The organism is Enterococcus sp. DIV2371 (genome assembly GCF_050498525.1).
Lineage (GTDB): Bacteria > Bacillota > Bacilli > Lactobacillales > Enterococcaceae > Enterococcus_B > Enterococcus_B mangumiae.
The window spans coordinates 143233-159739 of record NZ_JBIPAJ010000001.1 but is presented as its reverse complement, the minus strand read 5'-3'; the positions used below and the strand labels follow the sequence as shown (position 1 = coordinate 159739).

Below are 16507 nucleotides of genomic sequence, written 5' to 3'. Positions count from 1 at the left end.
AAGGTGAAGATTGAAGAACAAACTATACGATTATGAATTTTTTAACGGATTATTTTACTCCAAAAAATATAGTTATCTATTGGAGGAAATTTTAATGTCTCGTTATACAGGACCATCATGGAAAATTTCTCGTCGCCTAGGTATTTCATTATCTGGCACAGGAAAAGAATTAGCACGTCGCCCTTACGCTCCAGGTCAACATGGACCAAACAGCCGTGGCAAACAATCAGAATACGGTATGCAATTAACTGAAAAACAAAAATTACGTCATATGTACGGTATGAACGAACGTCAATTCCGTAACTTGTTCGTTAAAGCAAGCAAAATCAAAGAAGGTAAACACGGGGTTAACTTCATGATCTTACTAGAACAACGTTTAGACAATGTTGTTTATCGTTTAGGTCTTGCAACTACTCGTCGTCAAGCACGTCAATTAGTTAACCATGGTCATATCATGGTTGATGGCAAACGCGTTGACATCCCTTCATACCACGTTGCAGTTGGTCAAGTGATCTCAGTTCGTGAAAAATCACAAAACATCTCAACTGTTAAAGAAGCAGTTGAAGCAACTGTTGGACGTCCAGCATTCGTAAGCTTCGATGCTGAAAAATTAGAAGGTTCATTGACTCGTTTACCAGAACGTGACGAATTGTACCCAGAAATCGACGAAGCTCTTGTCGTTGAATACTACAACCAAAGCCTATAATTCAAAAAACTTTGGTACAAAAAAAGCCGGCTATCTTATGGATAGCTGGTTTTTTTAGCTTACTGTTGAAGGTCAGCTTTTTGAACACCGTTTATCGAGGTTGTGAAAAATCCGGTTAGCTCCAAGTAACAAGAAACCAACCTCCTCTCCTCAAGCCGGCACATATCCAAAGATAGCACTCGAAACAGCGTATATGTCACGCTGATTCGAGTACTATCTTTGGATGTTGGCTTTAGCTGTTTCAGGTGTTTCAGTGACTGGATCAATAGGAAGGAACATTAAAAGATTCTTTATTTGGGTGATCGAACAGCGAAGCTTTTGTCGTTCGCCTATTGTTCTCTAAAAACATCGTCATTGAATACCTTCCACTTAATCTAGACGAGGAAAAGAAAAAGATCTCTAAAGTGTGATGCTTTGAATGGAACAAAATAGTCAGCATCGTTGCTTTCCTAATGAAATGTCTCCTTTAAACAATCAACTGCTTCGTTTTCCCTTTATCAATGGTGGATAGACAGATTACCTTGTCACTTTCACAGTTGCTGATTCTTGGCACACTCATTACTCAAACAACATTTAGTGCCCATTGTAAATCAATGAATGTCTAGCTGATCGATTGAATCAACAAACGATTTCATTGACTACATTGGGCACCTCTCTATAGAAGATTCAAATTCAAAAAATCCTCATTTTTCTATGTGCCAAAATATAGTTGTTTATGTTATATAAAAATTATAGCATGTATCAAAACACTTGCTATTCATACTTTTTTCTACGTGCGGAAATATTTTTGCACTCTTGCTTCACGTAATGTAACAAAAAAATAAATATACGGATCCTTTACATTTGTTTTCTTTTCCTCTATATTTTCGTTAACCTTTAAAAATAAAATGGTTAACGAAAGGAAAGCTGATGACAAAATCATTAAAAGAACTTATACTCGTTGCCGAATTTACAGCAATCATTGCTGTACTCTCACAATTTGCGATTCCATTAGGTGTGATTCCACTGACTGGCCAGACTTTTGCGATTGGGTTGACCGCCACCTTCCTAGGGAAACGTACTGGTACTCTCGCTGTTTGTATGTATCTCTTATTAGGGTTGATTGGCCTCCCCGTCTTTTCCGGTATGACTGGGGGAATAGGCGTCTTATTTGGCCCATCAGGTGGTTACCTTTTTGGTTTTATTCTTCAATCTTTCGTCATTGGTTGGTGGATTGAAAAGTCCAGTTCTCGCTTCTTTCACGCTTGGTACGCCAATCTATTCGGCTCTCTTCTTGCTTTAGTTGTCGGAACTCTGTGGTTATCATTCAGTGGTAATTTATCATTTCAAACAGCTCTACTCAGCGGATTCGTTCCTTTTTTATTGCCAGAATTGATCAAAAGTACAGGGGCAGCGTACGTTGGAAGTACCTTGCGAAGACGACTACATTTCAAATCAGAAACGATTCTTTCATCAAAAAAATAACTAGCGGAGATGGAGATATAAATGTTTGACTTCGGGAAATAAAGCAGAATCCACCAAATGAGCCAAATTTTGGTGGATTCCCCCTTATTACCGAAATATTTTTCTTATACTAGATTGGTGACGAAAGAACTTACGAAGGTTGCAAAAGTATCTTCCCGATACTTTTACCGGATTCAAGATGCTCATGTGCTTGTTTCCCCTCTTTTAAAGCATAAATCGTTGGTGGACTTGTTACTATTTTTTCCTCTTCAAAATACTTGAACAGCCTTGCGCTTCTTTCTTTTCGTTGGTTTGCGCTGGTCAAGTAATCCCATAAATCGCCAGTTAGTATACTTTTTGATTGAGATAATAATTGGATGAAATCAATAGCTGGTGGATTTCCCCCAGCCATACCAAAGAAAACCACCTTTCCTCTATTTTTGACCAACGAAATACTCTCAAGTAACGTAGATCCTACGCCATCATAGACAGTATCAAAAAAAGAATGATATTCAGGTTCCCAACCAGAATTTCTCAAAAAAACCATCTCTGCACCTTGGCTCAATGCGAGTTGTTGCTTCTCTTCTGTAGAAGTCACACCATAAACTTTGACGCCATCTGCCGTGAGCATTTGCGATAAGATTTGCCCCACGCCACCACTGATACCATGTACGAAAACATTTTCATCCTTGCCGTTCAAACCTAGATCATGCGCTAAAAAATCTGCGGTCAAGCCTTGTAGCCCAACGCTTGCTATTAATTGGATATCGATTGTCTTTGGTATTCTTATCGCCTTTTCTTCAGGTACAGCTACCAATTCAGCATTAGCAAACGGAACATCAACAAACAAGACTTTATCACCAACTTCATACTCGGCGACCGCGGTACCTATTTCCACTACAGTGCCTACTCCTTCATAGCCATTGATATAAGGTATATTTTTTTCGATATGGTAATTTCCTTTTCTTCGATAGATATCTGCGTAATTCAGTCCTATATACTCCATTTGAACTAATAGTTCTTTGTTGGCAATTACGGGTTCAGGAAGTTCACCATACTGCAAGACGTCCGAACTTCCAAAGCTTTCAAAATATAAGGCTTTCATCTACATTATCTCCTAACACCACTTATTTTTTTCTACTTATTTCAGAGATATTCTGCCTTAATGATCTCTGCTGCATTTTTTGCACCATCGATCGTCATAAGTGTCTTCATTTCGATTGCTTTTTGGCTATATCTCTTGGAAGAAATTTTTTGAAGCGTAGTTACTATTTTATGATACTTTATTTCATTTGGACGTACAGACAATGCATTCCCGAATTGTTCACAATAGCGAATGTTCAATTCTTGCTCATATTGAAGTCCGACACCAATAAATGGCTTACCTGATGTGCATGCCGTTTGGATAGTTCCCTCTCCGCCATGGATGATTGAAAGATCAACTTCTTTTGAAATCAGATGTGCTGGTAATAACTCTGTCAAATAGATATTCTTACCAAAATTATTTTCATTAGAATCTCCTGTTATGAAGTGTTTTACTGGTGCTATCACGACACAATCCAATCTGTTAAGAATATTCAAAAGTTTTAAGATCATTTTTTTGTTCCCTGAACTCCCCATAGATACATAGATCACTTTCACTTTATTCGCTTTCGCAACTTGAATCACCTTTTTGATGAAATCAGGTATTTCTAAATCGAATCGAGCATAAATGGGACCTACTATACGCATATTTTTTGATAAGGGTACTTCAGAAATAAAGGTTGGATGCGTCGTGAGCAAATCCAACTCACCCGATAATAAGTCAATCGTATATTTTGGAAGTGTCAAACCATACTTTTTGGCTACACGCTTTAGTGCATAAGGTTTCCATTTTGTATGAAGGAATATTTTTTTGCAGATTGACCAAATGAAGTTGGTTGGAATTATTTTTTGTGTCAGTTGATGAGGTGCAGGTGCATCATACAAAGATAGTTGCTCTCTTGTCAACGCAAAAGGTTTGATATATATCAGTGGTACTTTATAGATTCTAGCGGATAAAAAAGCAGTGATATTCGTTCCTGTGACAATCACTTTAGGCTGTTTCTTCTGATAGAAAGCCAACTCATTTTCTATTCGTTCCTGAACGATTTTAAACGTAAATGGATGTCTGATGGACCTCATTTGATCTACTTTGATTATTTGTTTCTCTTGTTCCAAGGTAAATATAGGTTTTAATAAATAAAAAGTGAATCCTGCATCCTCTATTAGATGCTTATAAGTTTTAGAAAATCCAAAAAAAATACAATACCCCGCGTCTTTTAAATTATTTGCTACCTCAATCATTCTTGTTGTTTCCGCTAAATTGAATGTTGCTGGGGCAAATACGATTGTCTCCATTTATTCTCTCCAATAACAAGTTAGTAGCTATAGTAATACTTGACGAATCAGTAAAATCAATCGGTAGTAAAGTGAAACTTATTTTACCTAACTACCATTGAAAGAAGATCCCCTGCTGTTCTCCGATTTTTTCAAACCCAAGTTTTAAATACATCTCTTTTGCTGTTTCGTCTTCATTCGCTACTAGATAAACCTTGGTAGCTCCTTGTTCTATGGCATCCTTCATTAATTCTTTGATCAACGTCGTGCCATACCCTTTGCGCTGTTCCTCAGAAATGATGTGGAAATCTTCAATTTTTGCTATCCCTTGATGAATAAACAAATCACAACTGCCCACCACTTGATTTGTCTCATCATAACAAAGATACGTATTAATTTTGCCTTCACTCAAATAAACTTCTTCTTTGCGTTTTTGTTTATTTTCTACAAAAGCCATGTAATCTGGGTCCGTTTCGTCCTCTAACTCAATCATCAATTTTTCTTTTAATTGCGAAAGATTCGTGACTTTTATTACTTTACAGTCTGTTCTTGAGCGGATATGATCAAATTTAGACAAATCAAACAAATAAAAACCATCTGTTTCTATTTCAACTTGTTGTTCAACTTGTGCTAACTGCTCACTGTTGAGTTGAAAATATATTTGGATTTTACAAAATGAATGCTTTTGTTCTTTTCTAAGCAACACTTCCCGTTCGATGATATCCAACAACTCCTCTTGGGAATCACTTTCAGCGATCAACGTGAAATTTAGGTCATACATATCTAGTAATCGCTCATCTGTAAATCGAATCACTTTTCCTTCTTTTTTTTCATCTGCCATACATTTTGTATAGTATTTCTCACATTGCTTCACTTGTCGGTCATTCATTGTTCTTAACATTTTTTACTCTCCTAAAATTTACTTTTCTATTACCAGAATTTTTTTATCTAGTTAAATACTTCTCGTCCTTAGCTGTCTTTTTTGCAAACAAGCCAGATTCATCAGCGTATTCTGAGGAATCTGGCTTGTTTTTCATATGTCATTATATTTACTATTTTTTCTCATTTCGCATGATGGAAATCGATTGTTTCAAGGAACTCCAAATCCCACCTTCACTATAGACCAAGACATTGGATTTATACATTGTGGCAGAAAAGAACATCAGTCCTAATGTCGCTACAAGCAGGATGATCAATGAAATCCAAGCCTCCATATTCTGCGCTGTTTCATTTGCCAAGCGAATCGGCATGATATATGACGAAAGAAATGGAATATAAGACGTGATGCGAAGAACGATATTACTCGGATCAATTACAGCTAGCATCACCCCTAATCCATAGCCACCAATAGAAAGATACGTCACAGGAACGATTGCTTTTGCTGTATCCTCTGCTTTATTGACTAACGAACCGCAAAGAGCCGCTAAAATAGAATAGATCAAAATACCTAAAAACATAAATAGTAGTACATACCATAGGAATGGTCCAAAGAACATCTCCAAGGATACATCTGCTAAAAACATTTGGACGATCTCCATATCTTTGAACTGCGTATAGCCAAATCCAAAAATAATGGCATACAATCCCATTTGCGTGAGTGCCACAAGTAAGATTCCTGTCAATTTTCCATAAAAATGTTTTTGTGCCGTAGTACTCGATAATATGACTTCCATGATTCTTGTTCCTTTTTCAGAAGCAATTTCTTGCGCAATGATTTGTGAATAAGTCATGATAATAAGAAGCAAGAACACGCTAACAATCGAACTGACTATATTTTGGACTCGCGAATGATCTTCTCCGATCATCATTTCACCATTCTCGTCAAAGCTGACTTTTTGCCGAGTAAATGTTGCCTGCTGACTTAGTTGAGCAACTTCTTCAGGCGTTACACCTAAGTTTGTCGCACGAATCATCGATTGGATGCCATTCAACTGCTGTTGGATTATGACTTGAGTCACTTGTCCTAATGAATTCTCACTGAACAACTCTCCAGAAACGGTATTATTTTCAGTTGAAATGATCATATACGCATCTAACTGCTCGTCTGCTAACTTCTCTTCACCTGCTTGTTTAGTCTCTACTGCTTCAAATTCAAAATCATCCGACTTGATTTGTTCCAGATACTGAGAAATTTCCTCATTGTCTGCTACGATTCCTATACGATTGATTTCACCAGTTCGTTGTGCAAACGTACTTGCAACATAACTGATTCCCATGGTAAAAAACGGAACTAGAATCATGATGAGAAAGGAGAACGTTTTGACATTTTTCCAATAAACATCTTTTGCAATAATCCAAAATTTACGCACCGAGCTCACCCGCTTTCATTTTAAATATTTCTTCCAATGTTGGTGGTTGTTGATTGAACATTGGGATATAGCCAGATTGCATGGCACGAGCGAAAATTTCTTTACCTACTTCTGGATCTTCTAATGTGATTTCTAAAGATTGGTCCTCACGCATATTGACTTGTTGTACGCCACTGATTTCTTCAATCTCTTCTTTCGAAAGATCTGATTCAAGAAACAGCTTTGTACGCCCAAAGGCTTCACGGATCTCATGGACTTTGCCATCTAAAACCATTTTTCCATTCCGTAACATGATCAAATGATCACAAATCTTCTCCACATTGTCCATATTATGACTTGAAAAGATGACACTTGAACCTTTATCTTTCAATTCGATGATCCCATCTTTTAATAACTCTGAATTGACTGGATCTAAGCCGCTGAATGGTTCATCTAGAATGATCAATTTAGGTTCATGGATCAATGTAGCAATCAGTTGGACTTTTTGTTGATTTCCTTTAGACAACGATTTTACTTTATCTGTTTTCTTTCCTTTCACTTGGAATTTCTCCATCCAAAAATCGATTTTAGGTTCGATTTCTTTTTTGGTTTTCCCTCGAAGTGAGGCAAAATAAATCAACTGTTCTTGGATTGATACCCTTGGATAAAGTCCGCGTTCCTCTGGCAAATAGCCAATCACATCATAGTCTTTTTCACTTAAATGTTGTCCATTCCATAAAACCTCTCCTTGATCTTGTGTCAAAAAATCTAAAATCAAACGAAAAGTCGTCGTTTTCCCAGCTCCGTTTTGCCCGATCAAACCCATGATCTTCCCATGGGGAATTTGAAAGGATACTTGATCCACTGCTGTGTAATTCCCAAAAGTCTTTACTAAATTATTCACTTCTAACATGCAAATCCTCCCTCTATGCACATTCCATAAAGAAATCGCATACATAAAAAATGAGATAGTTATTTATACGGTTTCCGTTAATCTACACACAGTTGTTTGGTTTAAAAATGATTTCAACTCTTCTTGACTGGTACTTACGCTTACTTGTAGGAATAAACCGTTATAATATTATTCATTTATCATTCAATTATAACTAAAATGTAATTTTATTTCCATTCATTTTTTTCGAAACATATGAAAACAAACGTTTTTTATCACACAAAAACACATAACTTTCGTTATTTTATTTTTTTGTTATAGATAAAAATGAAGGGTTATTCAGTAATTTAAGATATATACGATTTCTTCGTCAGAAATAAACCTAGGATAAAAACCAGAACATTCTCTAGTTTTTATCCTAGGTTTCCTTATTTCTTATGCAAAATAGCTTTACCTTTCGCTTAACTATTCCTATTATGTGTCTGGGACATTATTCGTCGCTCACTATCAGCTTATTGTTTGTTGTATAGATATAAGACAGGAAAAAAACAAATGCTTGCAGTGGAAAAATCACCATTCGTTCTGTCAATCCTAAAATATTCCAGCCTTGTGCCATGCCAATTGGATTCAATGCCCCAAATAGAGTAATCAATGTAGCAGTTGCTATACAGATTTTTCCAAACGTTGATAGTTTTTCTTGTTTAAGGTAGCCAAAACCCATCAGGAAGAGGGCGGAAATGGTAGTGAATACGACAATGATCGTCACGATGATGTGCATCATATTTTGAAAATTCATCTCCGTTTTGTCGCCGGTCAGTGGAAATAGTTTATACCCCACCACCGTGGTAATTGCCATCACAAGAAAGAGCAGATAACCGATTCGGGTCAACCAATGATACTTTTCAACTGATTTCACGACCATTCCAACGACGAAAAGTAAAAAGCATAATCCATAAACAAGCAGGATTGCATTCAATAATTCCGCATTTGGTGCATCGACTGCGGTTAACGAGCTAATGTCTGTGGTGATTGGATCATAGGTTTTCCAAAGGTGTTGACCAAGAAAGACATGTAAAACATATGCCACTACACTGACCATTCCAAGAGGCATCAACCAGTTGAGCCCTTTCATCCTTTCACCCCCACTTATTCTGTTTATTACTATTTAAGCAGCCAACCGCCATCGATTGGGACGACTGCCCCATGGATATAACTCGCTTGAGGCGTCGCAAGAAACAACGTTAATTCTGCCACTTCTTCTGGTTGCGCCCAACGTTTGACAGGTGTCTCTTCTGCCACCCATTTTGCCATCTCTCCATCGCCTGCAAAATCAGCCGCATTCATTGGTGTTTGGATAGCTCCTGGTGCGATGGCTTTTACGCGGATCCCTTGAGCCGCATAATCAAGAGCTAATTGTTTCGTAAACCCGATGATTGCATGCTTCGCACTCGTATAGGCGATTCCGCCACCACCAGCTACCATACCTGCAATCGAGGCCATGTTGATAATCGTACCTGTTTGCTTTTCTAACATATCCGGCAATACTTGTTTTGTTAGTCGAAACAAGCTTTTCACGTTGACCTCATAGATTCGATCCCAAAGTGTTTCTTCTATTTCTAACAAAGGCTTGTAATCATCAAGAATCCCTGCGGTGTTCAACAAAATAGTAATGGTCCCGACTGTTTCACGGCAAGTCATGACCGCTTTTTCAATCACTTCTTTTTGCGAAATGTCACCGATAAATGGAACAAAATGCTCAGGGTATTTTGTAGCTAGTTCTTCCATACGTCCTAATTTCAAATCCACTCCAAACACGACCGCTTGTTGGTTTAAAAAAGCTTCTGCTTGCGCAGCACCGATCCCTTGCGCTGCGCCTGTCACAAAGACGACTTGATTCGCTAAATCAGGATAATGATTCGTCATTCAACGATCATCCAATCTTCTGCTAGAATGTCACAAACGGTTGGCGCGAAGCTTGAAAATCCTTCATCACTTGTTTTGATCAGAAAATAAGGCGTGACTGGACACCCATCAAATTCATCGCCTGATACAAGAACTACATATAATTCAAATCCGCTCCAGCCTTTTCGAATGACTTTCGCACCTGTTTTCAACTTGGGTAATACTTCTTCAAATGTCATGTTTTTTTCTCGCTTTCTTTATTTGGATTTCTTTGATTTTATCAAATAATCGGATATAATCCGAGAGTTCAAGGTCAGCGGTCACGATAAAGTAATCTAAGTCCGCCCAAGGTTTGCGATGGACCTTACTTGTGGACAGTAACAGATCAACCTCTCTTCCACGATAATCCGCTGGCAAAAATGACAACTGGTACTCTTCTTTGAAGAATTGTCTTAGTTTTTCTTTTAGTAATTCTTCTTCAAAAAGAGGGAAATCCGTCATCAATAAAATAGTGACCTTGGGCAATTGTCGATTGAACACACGCATTGTTTTTAACACAGTTAAATATCTTCGCATTAAAAATGTCTCGTTTTCATAGACCCACTCGTCTGAATGTTGCTTTTCTTTGTTGAAAAAATTCCGCAACCACTGTTTCAACGACCCATTTTCAATCACTAAATGCCTACTAAAATCGTTACCGTTCTCATCAATCATTTCTTTCGCTTGAGGGAATAAATAAGCAAATAGGTGACTACTGAATAAATAGTTCTCTGCTTCTTTTGTAAATGGTTCTTCTTCTAGTTTTTGCTCTTGATAATACGTACTTACCGCCTTTTTTGCTTCTATTAAAGCTGTAAAAGGAGGCGTTTGTTGTTGTTGATGAAAAGTGAAGAACTGCTGACGGATCATTGGTGCTTGATAATATTCTTCCCGAGTCATCAATACGAGAAATAGCGCCCCTAATTCTTCTTTCGCTTGAAAATAGTTGGGTAAGAAAGGCTCCATCCATTGACAGAACGCTTTAAATAGTGGATTTTCTTCAATCAAATCACGCTTTTTCTTATTCAAAACCACATAATGTTTTTGGGATTTGCGTAAGAAAAACGCTCCTAACATATACTCTAATCGCCGCTTTTTGATTTCATGCAAACGCACATCAAAAAACAGTAAAATTTGTTCAGCGATTTGCTTCACATCTTCTTGCGGAATCGTTTCAAAAGGCCAAACTTTTCCACGAAACAATTGCCAAAAAGTCATATGTAGATATAGTCGAATGATTTCTTCTTCCCCGCATGCGATATAGCTTCCCCTTTTTAGTTGGATGCCATATCCAGAAAACTGTTCTTTCCATTCATTGATTTTCCGATGAACAGTTGACTCACTGATATAATGCTTTTGGGCAAATTGATAGAGCGTGTGGAATTCTTCAAAAAAAATGTCGTGCAACAGCTGATACTTTAGCGTACTTTGCACGAGATAAATCAAAAAGCGTTCACGTTCAATGGGATCCAATGAAGGATAAAAATGATAACCTGAGCGATTATTCTTTGTAAATAAATCTTGATTTTTCCCACTGAATCTATGATAGTTTTTGCTCAATTCATTTAAATATTTAGACACACTTCGCGCGTCTAACTGAAGTTTTTGCGCAAGTTGAACAGCTGTATGCCCTGCTTGATCTTCAAAGCTTTCGAGCAAGAGCACTTTGTAATATAAGTCTTTGTCAAAACGTTTTAAGTACTCAGAAGACAAATACAACAACTTCACCCCTTGATCGTATTTCCTTCATTGTAGCATATAATCGTTGTCTAAACATCCAAACAGATGCACTACCAAAGGAAGGAAGCAATTAAGGATAGTTCTGCCTTTGATTGGTTCCATACATTTTCGTTTCCATTGGCATATCGATATTTTTCTGAAATTTTTCAAAAAATGCAGATTACCACCGACACTATTTGATAAAAATCGATATTTTTTTTTGATATATTTATAGTTAGGGTTGGTGTTTTGTGTCATAGGGTTTTATCAATGTATCACCTGTTGTTCGGATTTCTTTGCATAAAGAAGTCATTTTTTATTTTGCACTTATCACGACAACAGAAATACACCTCTTACGGAACACTTCACCCACTTGTGTTGCTGTTTCTTTTTTATATTTCAATAAATTGATGGAGGGTATTATGGATTATTCACTTATGACCCGTCTTGCGGCGGAACTACTTGGTACAGCATTATTGATCGTTTTAGGTAATGGTGCTGTTGCAAACGTAGACTTAAAAGGAACAAAAGGATATGGCAGTGACTGGATGCTGATTGCGGTCGGCTATGGTTTTGGGGTTATGATGCCAGCAATGATTTTTGGCGGAATCAGCGGAAATCATATCAATCCGGCATTTACGATTGCTTTAGCATCTAATGGGTTATTCCCTTGGGCAGAAGTCGTACCTTATATCGTCGCTCAACTACTTGGAGCGGCTCTTGGCCAATTGATCGTTGTCGCTTGTTACAAACCTTATTACGATCAAACAGAAGACGTGAATCATGTATTAGGTACTTTCTCTACGATCAACAGCGTTGGTTCTAAATTCAACGGTTTCGTCAATGAGTTCTTCGGTTCATTCGTTTTATTCTTTGGCGCATTAGGTATCACAAAAGCACCATTTTTCCAAGATAACTTAGGAACAGCTCATTTGGCTCTTGGTTTCTTAGTTTGGACATTGGTCGCTTCACTAGGTGGCCCTACTGGTCCTGGATTGAACCCCGCTCGTGACTTTGCGCCACGTTTGGTTCATGCGTTGTTACCATTGAAACATAAAGGTTCTTCACAATGGGGTTACGCTTGGGTACCAGTTGTCGCACCGATTTGTGCCGGTATCGTAGCAGTCTTTCTCTACAAAGCATTATTTATGGCATAAAATGAATGCGTACTGTAAAAACGGAAATCTTTGGAAGCAATTCCTTAGATTTCCGTTTTTTGTTGATTTCAAGCTTAAAAACCACTCTTGCAACTGCCAGTTGACAGAACGCAACAGGTAGATAGTAGGATTGGCAGAATAAGGTAGCTGAGATCAACGATGAATGGGATGACTGATGAAGTAAAACCAAAAATACATAAAAGCCCCCAGTGTCAGTTTCGATGACACTTAGGGGGCTTCACATTTTCAGTAAGCAATCACTGTTAACGCTTGTTCAAACTCTTGTTTTAAATGTTGCAATTGATACTCCTTAAATTCTGGACGATGGGTGCGCAATAATACACGCAATTTCATTGGGTTGTAGCGATCAATCAATTGGTATTCGTTGATAAAATCCCGCGTCAATTGCCATTCGTAATAATAGCCAAAAGGACGACAACTATACGTCGTTCCTTGAAGGGATTTATCCTCAAATCGCCGATGCGTATGGCCAAACACGACTTGTTGAAGATTGTCATATTGATCCAGTAATTGCCCAAATGAAGCTGATCCTAAGAATGCATTAAGTTGGTTCCACCGTTCATAAGGAGCATTTTGATAAACAATGAACTCTTGTTTCGGAACAAAATGCGTCGATAAGATCACATTTAAATTCTTTTTACGCAAAGTATCCAATAAGGATCTTGTCACTTCCAATACTCGTTCATTCACTTCTAGATCCGTGCCTTCTCGTTCGATCAAACGATCATACCAGTATAAACGCTTCATCCGAACGATTTTATTCACGTCTGTTTCTTCTGAAAATTGGTAATCATACCAACCGTTGATACCTAATAATACGGTATCTTCGTTTAGTGGGATATAGCGTTCATTCAAAAAATGCGCATCTGGAAAATGACTGATCATCGCTTCACCAGTGACATCGGCTAACTCATGATTCCCAAAGTGAAAAGTCGTAGGTAGCCGCTCTGCAAAAAATTCAGCGACAGCGACACAGCGATCTACTTTATTGGCAGTATCACCAGCCAAGTGTAGCCGAGTAATCTTTTTTTGTTGTAAGACGTTCCATAAAATCAGTAATTCAGCCTCACCAAATTGATTGATATCGACATGTAAGTCACTGATGATTGCTAAATTCCCCATACGTTTTCCTTCTAAATCTTAAATATTTGATGTAACGATTTGAACATTGTTTTTGATGATTCCTCCAGGACCTTTTAGTTGTAGACTCTTGTAAGTTGGTTCTACCGCTAAAGTTGTCGGATTATCTAAATAAACTAACGCACTTTTCTTGATTTTTATTGGTCCCATTTGAGTATCAACTACTTCAGAATATAAGCTCAAATCTGCTGATGTCTCTTTATTTACAATAATCAGACGAAAAGAAGTATCGATTTGGCAAGTGATTCGGCTATTTGAAAATGGTCCATCTCCGTCTTCTACATCCAGCAATAATTGTTCATTCTCATTCACTTTTCTACGAAGCAGTTCTTCTGCTTCTTTTGATACGATAAATTCCATCTTAATCACCTCAGTTTCAGCTTAATGATTTTTGCATGAAGTTGCAACTAACTTGTTTTTTGTTTACTTTCTAACCACATTTTTTGGGTAATTCCTTTAAGAACCATTGAAATGAGTTCTCCTTTTTCGCGTTTCGCATCAGGGATCACAGCTTCTTCTCTCATCCCTAGCTTATCCATCACTCGACCTGATTTACTATTTTTTATATTATAATAAGCAAAAATCCTTACGAGTCCCATCTTTTCAAAACCAAGATCAATTAGGGCTTTTCCGGCTTCTGGCATGATTCCTTTTCCCCAATACTTTTTATTTAACGCATAACCTAGTTCACCCGTATCATCGCCTTCTTGTATCCGCAAATCGATCGTACCGATCATCTTCCCGTTTTCTTTCCATTCAATGGCATACTTCCCAAGTGGTGCCGTCATAAAAAAATTGGCCACATTGATTTTTGTATCTTCAATTGACTGATGGCGAGGGAAAACGAAGCGACATGTTTCTTCATCATGGGCATATTCAAATATATCCTCTGAATCTTCTAGTGCAACTGGTCTTAAAATTAAACGTTCCGTTTCTATCACACGATTTTCAGCAAATACCAAGTTTCGATTGATCAATAATTCCATGTGCATCCCTACCTTTTCAATTGTTTTAAATTACTTTATCGAAGTTCACGAAAAGAAGCAAGCTAAATCTTAACTTTGTCTTAAAATAACATTTCATACATAAAAAAGCGAAAAAACTTAAACAATCCCTGAAAAAGAATAATTTTTTGTTCACGATTTATTAACAATTTTTCTGTAAAGTTATTTTATCAAGTAAATGAGTACAGGAGGATAAGAAGATGGCAGAGTATATAAAGAGTATTTACTTTATTGAAGAAACACAAAATATTGAAGGTTCATACATCGAAGTGAAAACATTATTCGTTGATGAAGACAAAGAAAAAGCACTGTCGATCTATCATAAATTAGCGAAGAAGAAACCAAATTACTTTGGCTTGATTCTAAGTGAATACAAAATCAAAGCAGAAGAAAGCTATTTTTATCAGCTCTTGAAACGCTGGACAAAACTACCAGCTGACTTTTATCGTCAAGTCAAAATCGTTAATTATCAACCATTAGCTGAAACACACGCTTAAATTTAAGCTTTAAGCTTTCTCTAAGGTTCGCCTTGTATCCTTGAGTCAAATCAAAGGAGGCGATCTTATGTTTCGACAATGGCTTGCTCACTTCTTCCATGACCCAACACCGCGAATCGACCCGTATGAAGTTGATAATGAATTTACCCTGACACTGGATTTTCCTAACGATCAAACAATCACCCATTAAATGAAGTTGTACAGAAATCCTCAGCTCCGAGAAATAAGCGTGTCCCCCGAAAATTGTTCTTCAAATTTTTTGGGGGACACGCTTATTTCTATAGGAGCTACTTCTGATTCACCTTTTATTCAGTTTTAGAGTGTACAAGGGCTCTAATGTCCCAGGTTCATTTTCTTAGTTATTCACTGGAGAGTTATTTTAACGCTTGATTCACGTCTTCAATCATTAAATTCATTGATTCAAGTCCACCACCGCTCAAATACCAGACATCTGGTTGCAATGAAATCACTTGATCATTTTTACCGGCATCTGTTTGCGCCACTAATTCATTCGCAGCGACGTTATCGTTGCTTGTGTCTCCACCAATTGCTTGCGTACGGTCGATCACAAATAAAATTCCAGGATTTTTCTCTAAAACATATTCGTAAGAAACACTTTGACCATGCGTAGATGCTTCGATTTGATCGTCTGCTTGTTTAAAGCCAAATAAATCATGAACTAATCCGAAACGTGAACCTGATCCGTAAGCTGAAAGCTGGCCTTCATTGACTAAAGTGACTAAAGCTGTCTGATCAAGCGCGCTTGCTTTTTCTTTTACTTCAGTGATTTTTTCGTTAAGATCTGCTAATTTTTCATCTGCTTCTGTTTCTTTATCGAAGATTTTTCCTAATGTTGTCACATTTTCTTGCATTGATTCCCAAGGTTTTTCTGAATCCAGCGCCAAGAATAACGTTGGAGCGATCTGGCTCAATTGTTCCTGATAATCTCTTTGACGACCTGAAATAATGATCAAATCTGGTTGCATCTCATTGATTTTTTCCAAATCAGGTTCTTTGATGCCCCCCGCAGATTCAACTTCTTGATATTTTTCTAAGTACGCAGGAAGATTTTTGGTTGCAGCACCTACTACCTTATCTCCCACACCTAACGCATCCAATGTATCTAGAGAGCCATTATCGAATACCACGACTTTCTCAGGGTTTTGTTGCACTTCGACAGATTCACCATTACTATCTTTGACTGTTAACTTGGAATCTGTTGCTACGGCGCTTGATGCTGTTGTTTCACTCGTTTGTGCTTCGTTATTTCCACATGCAGCTAATCCTAATGATGCCATGACTAAAAATCCTAAAACTATTTTCTTCATTTTGACGCTCCTT

The 16507-nt window shown here is 37.5% G+C and carries 18 protein-coding genes; 5 read left to right on the top strand and 13 right to left on the bottom strand.

What is annotated here, in order from left to right; genetic code table 11:
• Positions 1 to 94: 94 nt before the first annotated feature.
• Together rpsD and IGL24_RS00795 are read left to right on the top strand one after the other, a co-directional pair.
• Positions 95 to 706 (top strand): 30S ribosomal protein S4, encoded by a 612-nt coding sequence (gene rpsD, locus IGL24_RS00800; protein ID WP_010734406.1) that lies wholly within the window; start codon positions 95 to 97, stop codon positions 704 to 706.
• Positions 707 to 1615: 909 nt separating this feature from the next.
• On the top strand, positions 1616 to 2170 hold the full coding sequence (locus IGL24_RS00795) for a biotin transporter BioY (protein WP_207699281.1): 555 nt from the start codon (positions 1616 to 1618) through the stop codon (positions 2168 to 2170).
• 130 nt (positions 2171 to 2300) lie between these two features.
• Here the strand turns inward: IGL24_RS00795 and IGL24_RS00790 are convergent, their stop codons facing one another.
• From IGL24_RS00790 to IGL24_RS00750, 9 genes are all read right to left on the bottom strand, one after another.
• Positions 2301 to 3254 (bottom strand): zinc-binding dehydrogenase, encoded by a 954-nt coding sequence (locus IGL24_RS00790; protein ID WP_207699282.1) that lies wholly within the window; start codon positions 3252 to 3254, stop codon positions 2301 to 2303.
• A gap of 41 nt (positions 3255 to 3295) precedes the next feature.
• Positions 3296 to 4528: a glycosyltransferase gene (locus IGL24_RS00785; RefSeq protein WP_207699283.1), complete on the bottom strand. Its 1233-nt coding sequence runs from the start codon at positions 4526 to 4528 to the stop codon at positions 3296 to 3298.
• Positions 4529 to 4619: 91 nt separating this feature from the next.
• Positions 4620 to 5408, bottom strand: coding sequence for a GNAT family N-acetyltransferase (locus IGL24_RS00780; protein ID WP_207699284.1), 789 nt, complete (start codon positions 5406 to 5408; stop codon positions 4620 to 4622).
• A gap of 151 nt (positions 5409 to 5559) precedes the next feature.
• Complete coding sequence (locus IGL24_RS00775) at positions 5560 to 6816, bottom strand: ABC transporter permease (protein ID WP_207699285.1); 1257 nt, start codon at positions 6814 to 6816, stop codon at positions 5560 to 5562.
• A complete protein-coding gene (locus IGL24_RS00770) occupies positions 6809 to 7708 on the bottom strand; it encodes an ABC transporter ATP-binding protein (RefSeq protein ID WP_207699286.1) in 900 nt (299 codons plus the stop codon). The genes IGL24_RS00775 and IGL24_RS00770 overlap by 8 nt, the downstream gene beginning before the upstream one ends.
• 469 nt (positions 7709 to 8177) lie before the next feature.
• Positions 8178 to 8819, bottom strand: a complete 642-nt coding sequence (locus IGL24_RS00765; RefSeq protein WP_207699287.1) for a DUF998 domain-containing protein — start codon at positions 8817 to 8819, stop codon at positions 8178 to 8180.
• Positions 8820 to 8848: 29 nt separating this feature from the next.
• A complete protein-coding gene (locus tag IGL24_RS00760; RefSeq protein WP_207699288.1) occupies positions 8849 to 9610 on the bottom strand; it encodes a 3-oxoacyl-ACP reductase in 762 nt (253 codons plus the stop codon).
• Complete coding sequence (locus IGL24_RS00755) at positions 9607 to 9828, bottom strand: DUF2829 domain-containing protein (RefSeq protein ID WP_206854515.1); 222 nt, start codon at positions 9826 to 9828, stop codon at positions 9607 to 9609. The genes IGL24_RS00760 and IGL24_RS00755 overlap by 4 nt, the downstream gene beginning before the upstream one ends.
• Positions 9818 to 11347, bottom strand: coding sequence for a helix-turn-helix domain-containing protein (locus IGL24_RS00750; RefSeq protein WP_207699289.1), 1530 nt, complete (start codon positions 11345 to 11347; stop codon positions 9818 to 9820). Before IGL24_RS00750 ends, IGL24_RS00755 begins: the two co-directional genes overlap by 11 nt.
• A 422-nt stretch (positions 11348 to 11769) precedes the next feature.
• On the opposite strand from IGL24_RS00750, the gene IGL24_RS00745 reads away from it, so the two are divergent.
• Positions 11770 to 12504: an MIP/aquaporin family protein gene (locus IGL24_RS00745; protein WP_207115347.1), complete on the top strand. Its 735-nt coding sequence runs from the start codon at positions 11770 to 11772 to the stop codon at positions 12502 to 12504.
• A 246-nt stretch (positions 12505 to 12750) separates the two neighbouring features.
• Here the strand turns inward: IGL24_RS00745 and IGL24_RS00740 are convergent, their stop codons facing one another.
• Genes IGL24_RS00740 through IGL24_RS00730 form a run of 3 tightly spaced genes read right to left on the bottom strand, consistent with a single transcriptional unit; the run spans position 12751 to position 14651 of the window.
• Complete coding sequence (locus IGL24_RS00740; protein ID WP_207115348.1) at positions 12751 to 13647, bottom strand: metallophosphoesterase; 897 nt, start codon at positions 13645 to 13647, stop codon at positions 12751 to 12753.
• Positions 13648 to 13665: 18 nt separating this feature from the next.
• Positions 13666 to 14025 (bottom strand): iron-sulfur cluster biosynthesis family protein, encoded by a 360-nt coding sequence (locus IGL24_RS00735; RefSeq protein WP_207115349.1) that lies wholly within the window; start codon positions 14023 to 14025, stop codon positions 13666 to 13668.
• A gap of 47 nt (positions 14026 to 14072) precedes the next feature.
• On the bottom strand, positions 14073 to 14651 hold the full coding sequence (locus tag IGL24_RS00730) for a GNAT family N-acetyltransferase (protein ID WP_206854535.1): 579 nt from the start codon (positions 14649 to 14651) through the stop codon (positions 14073 to 14075).
• Between the two features lie 218 nt (positions 14652 to 14869).
• Here IGL24_RS00730 and IGL24_RS00725 point away from each other — a divergent pair, with 218 nt between their 5' ends.
• Together IGL24_RS00725 and IGL24_RS00720 are read left to right on the top strand one after the other, a co-directional pair.
• A complete protein-coding gene (locus tag IGL24_RS00725; RefSeq protein WP_206854537.1) occupies positions 14870 to 15166 on the top strand; it encodes a hypothetical protein in 297 nt (98 codons plus the stop codon).
• Between the two features lie 67 nt (positions 15167 to 15233).
• Positions 15234 to 15356, top strand: coding sequence for a hypothetical protein (locus IGL24_RS00720; protein ID WP_254905451.1), 123 nt, complete (start codon positions 15234 to 15236; stop codon positions 15354 to 15356).
• 184 nt (positions 15357 to 15540) lie between these two features.
• Here IGL24_RS00720 and IGL24_RS00715 read toward each other — a convergent pair whose 3' ends face one another.
• A complete protein-coding gene (locus tag IGL24_RS00715; protein ID WP_206854539.1) occupies positions 15541 to 16494 on the bottom strand; it encodes a siderophore ABC transporter substrate-binding protein in 954 nt (317 codons plus the stop codon).
• Between the last annotated feature and the right edge of the window lie 13 nt (positions 16495 to 16507).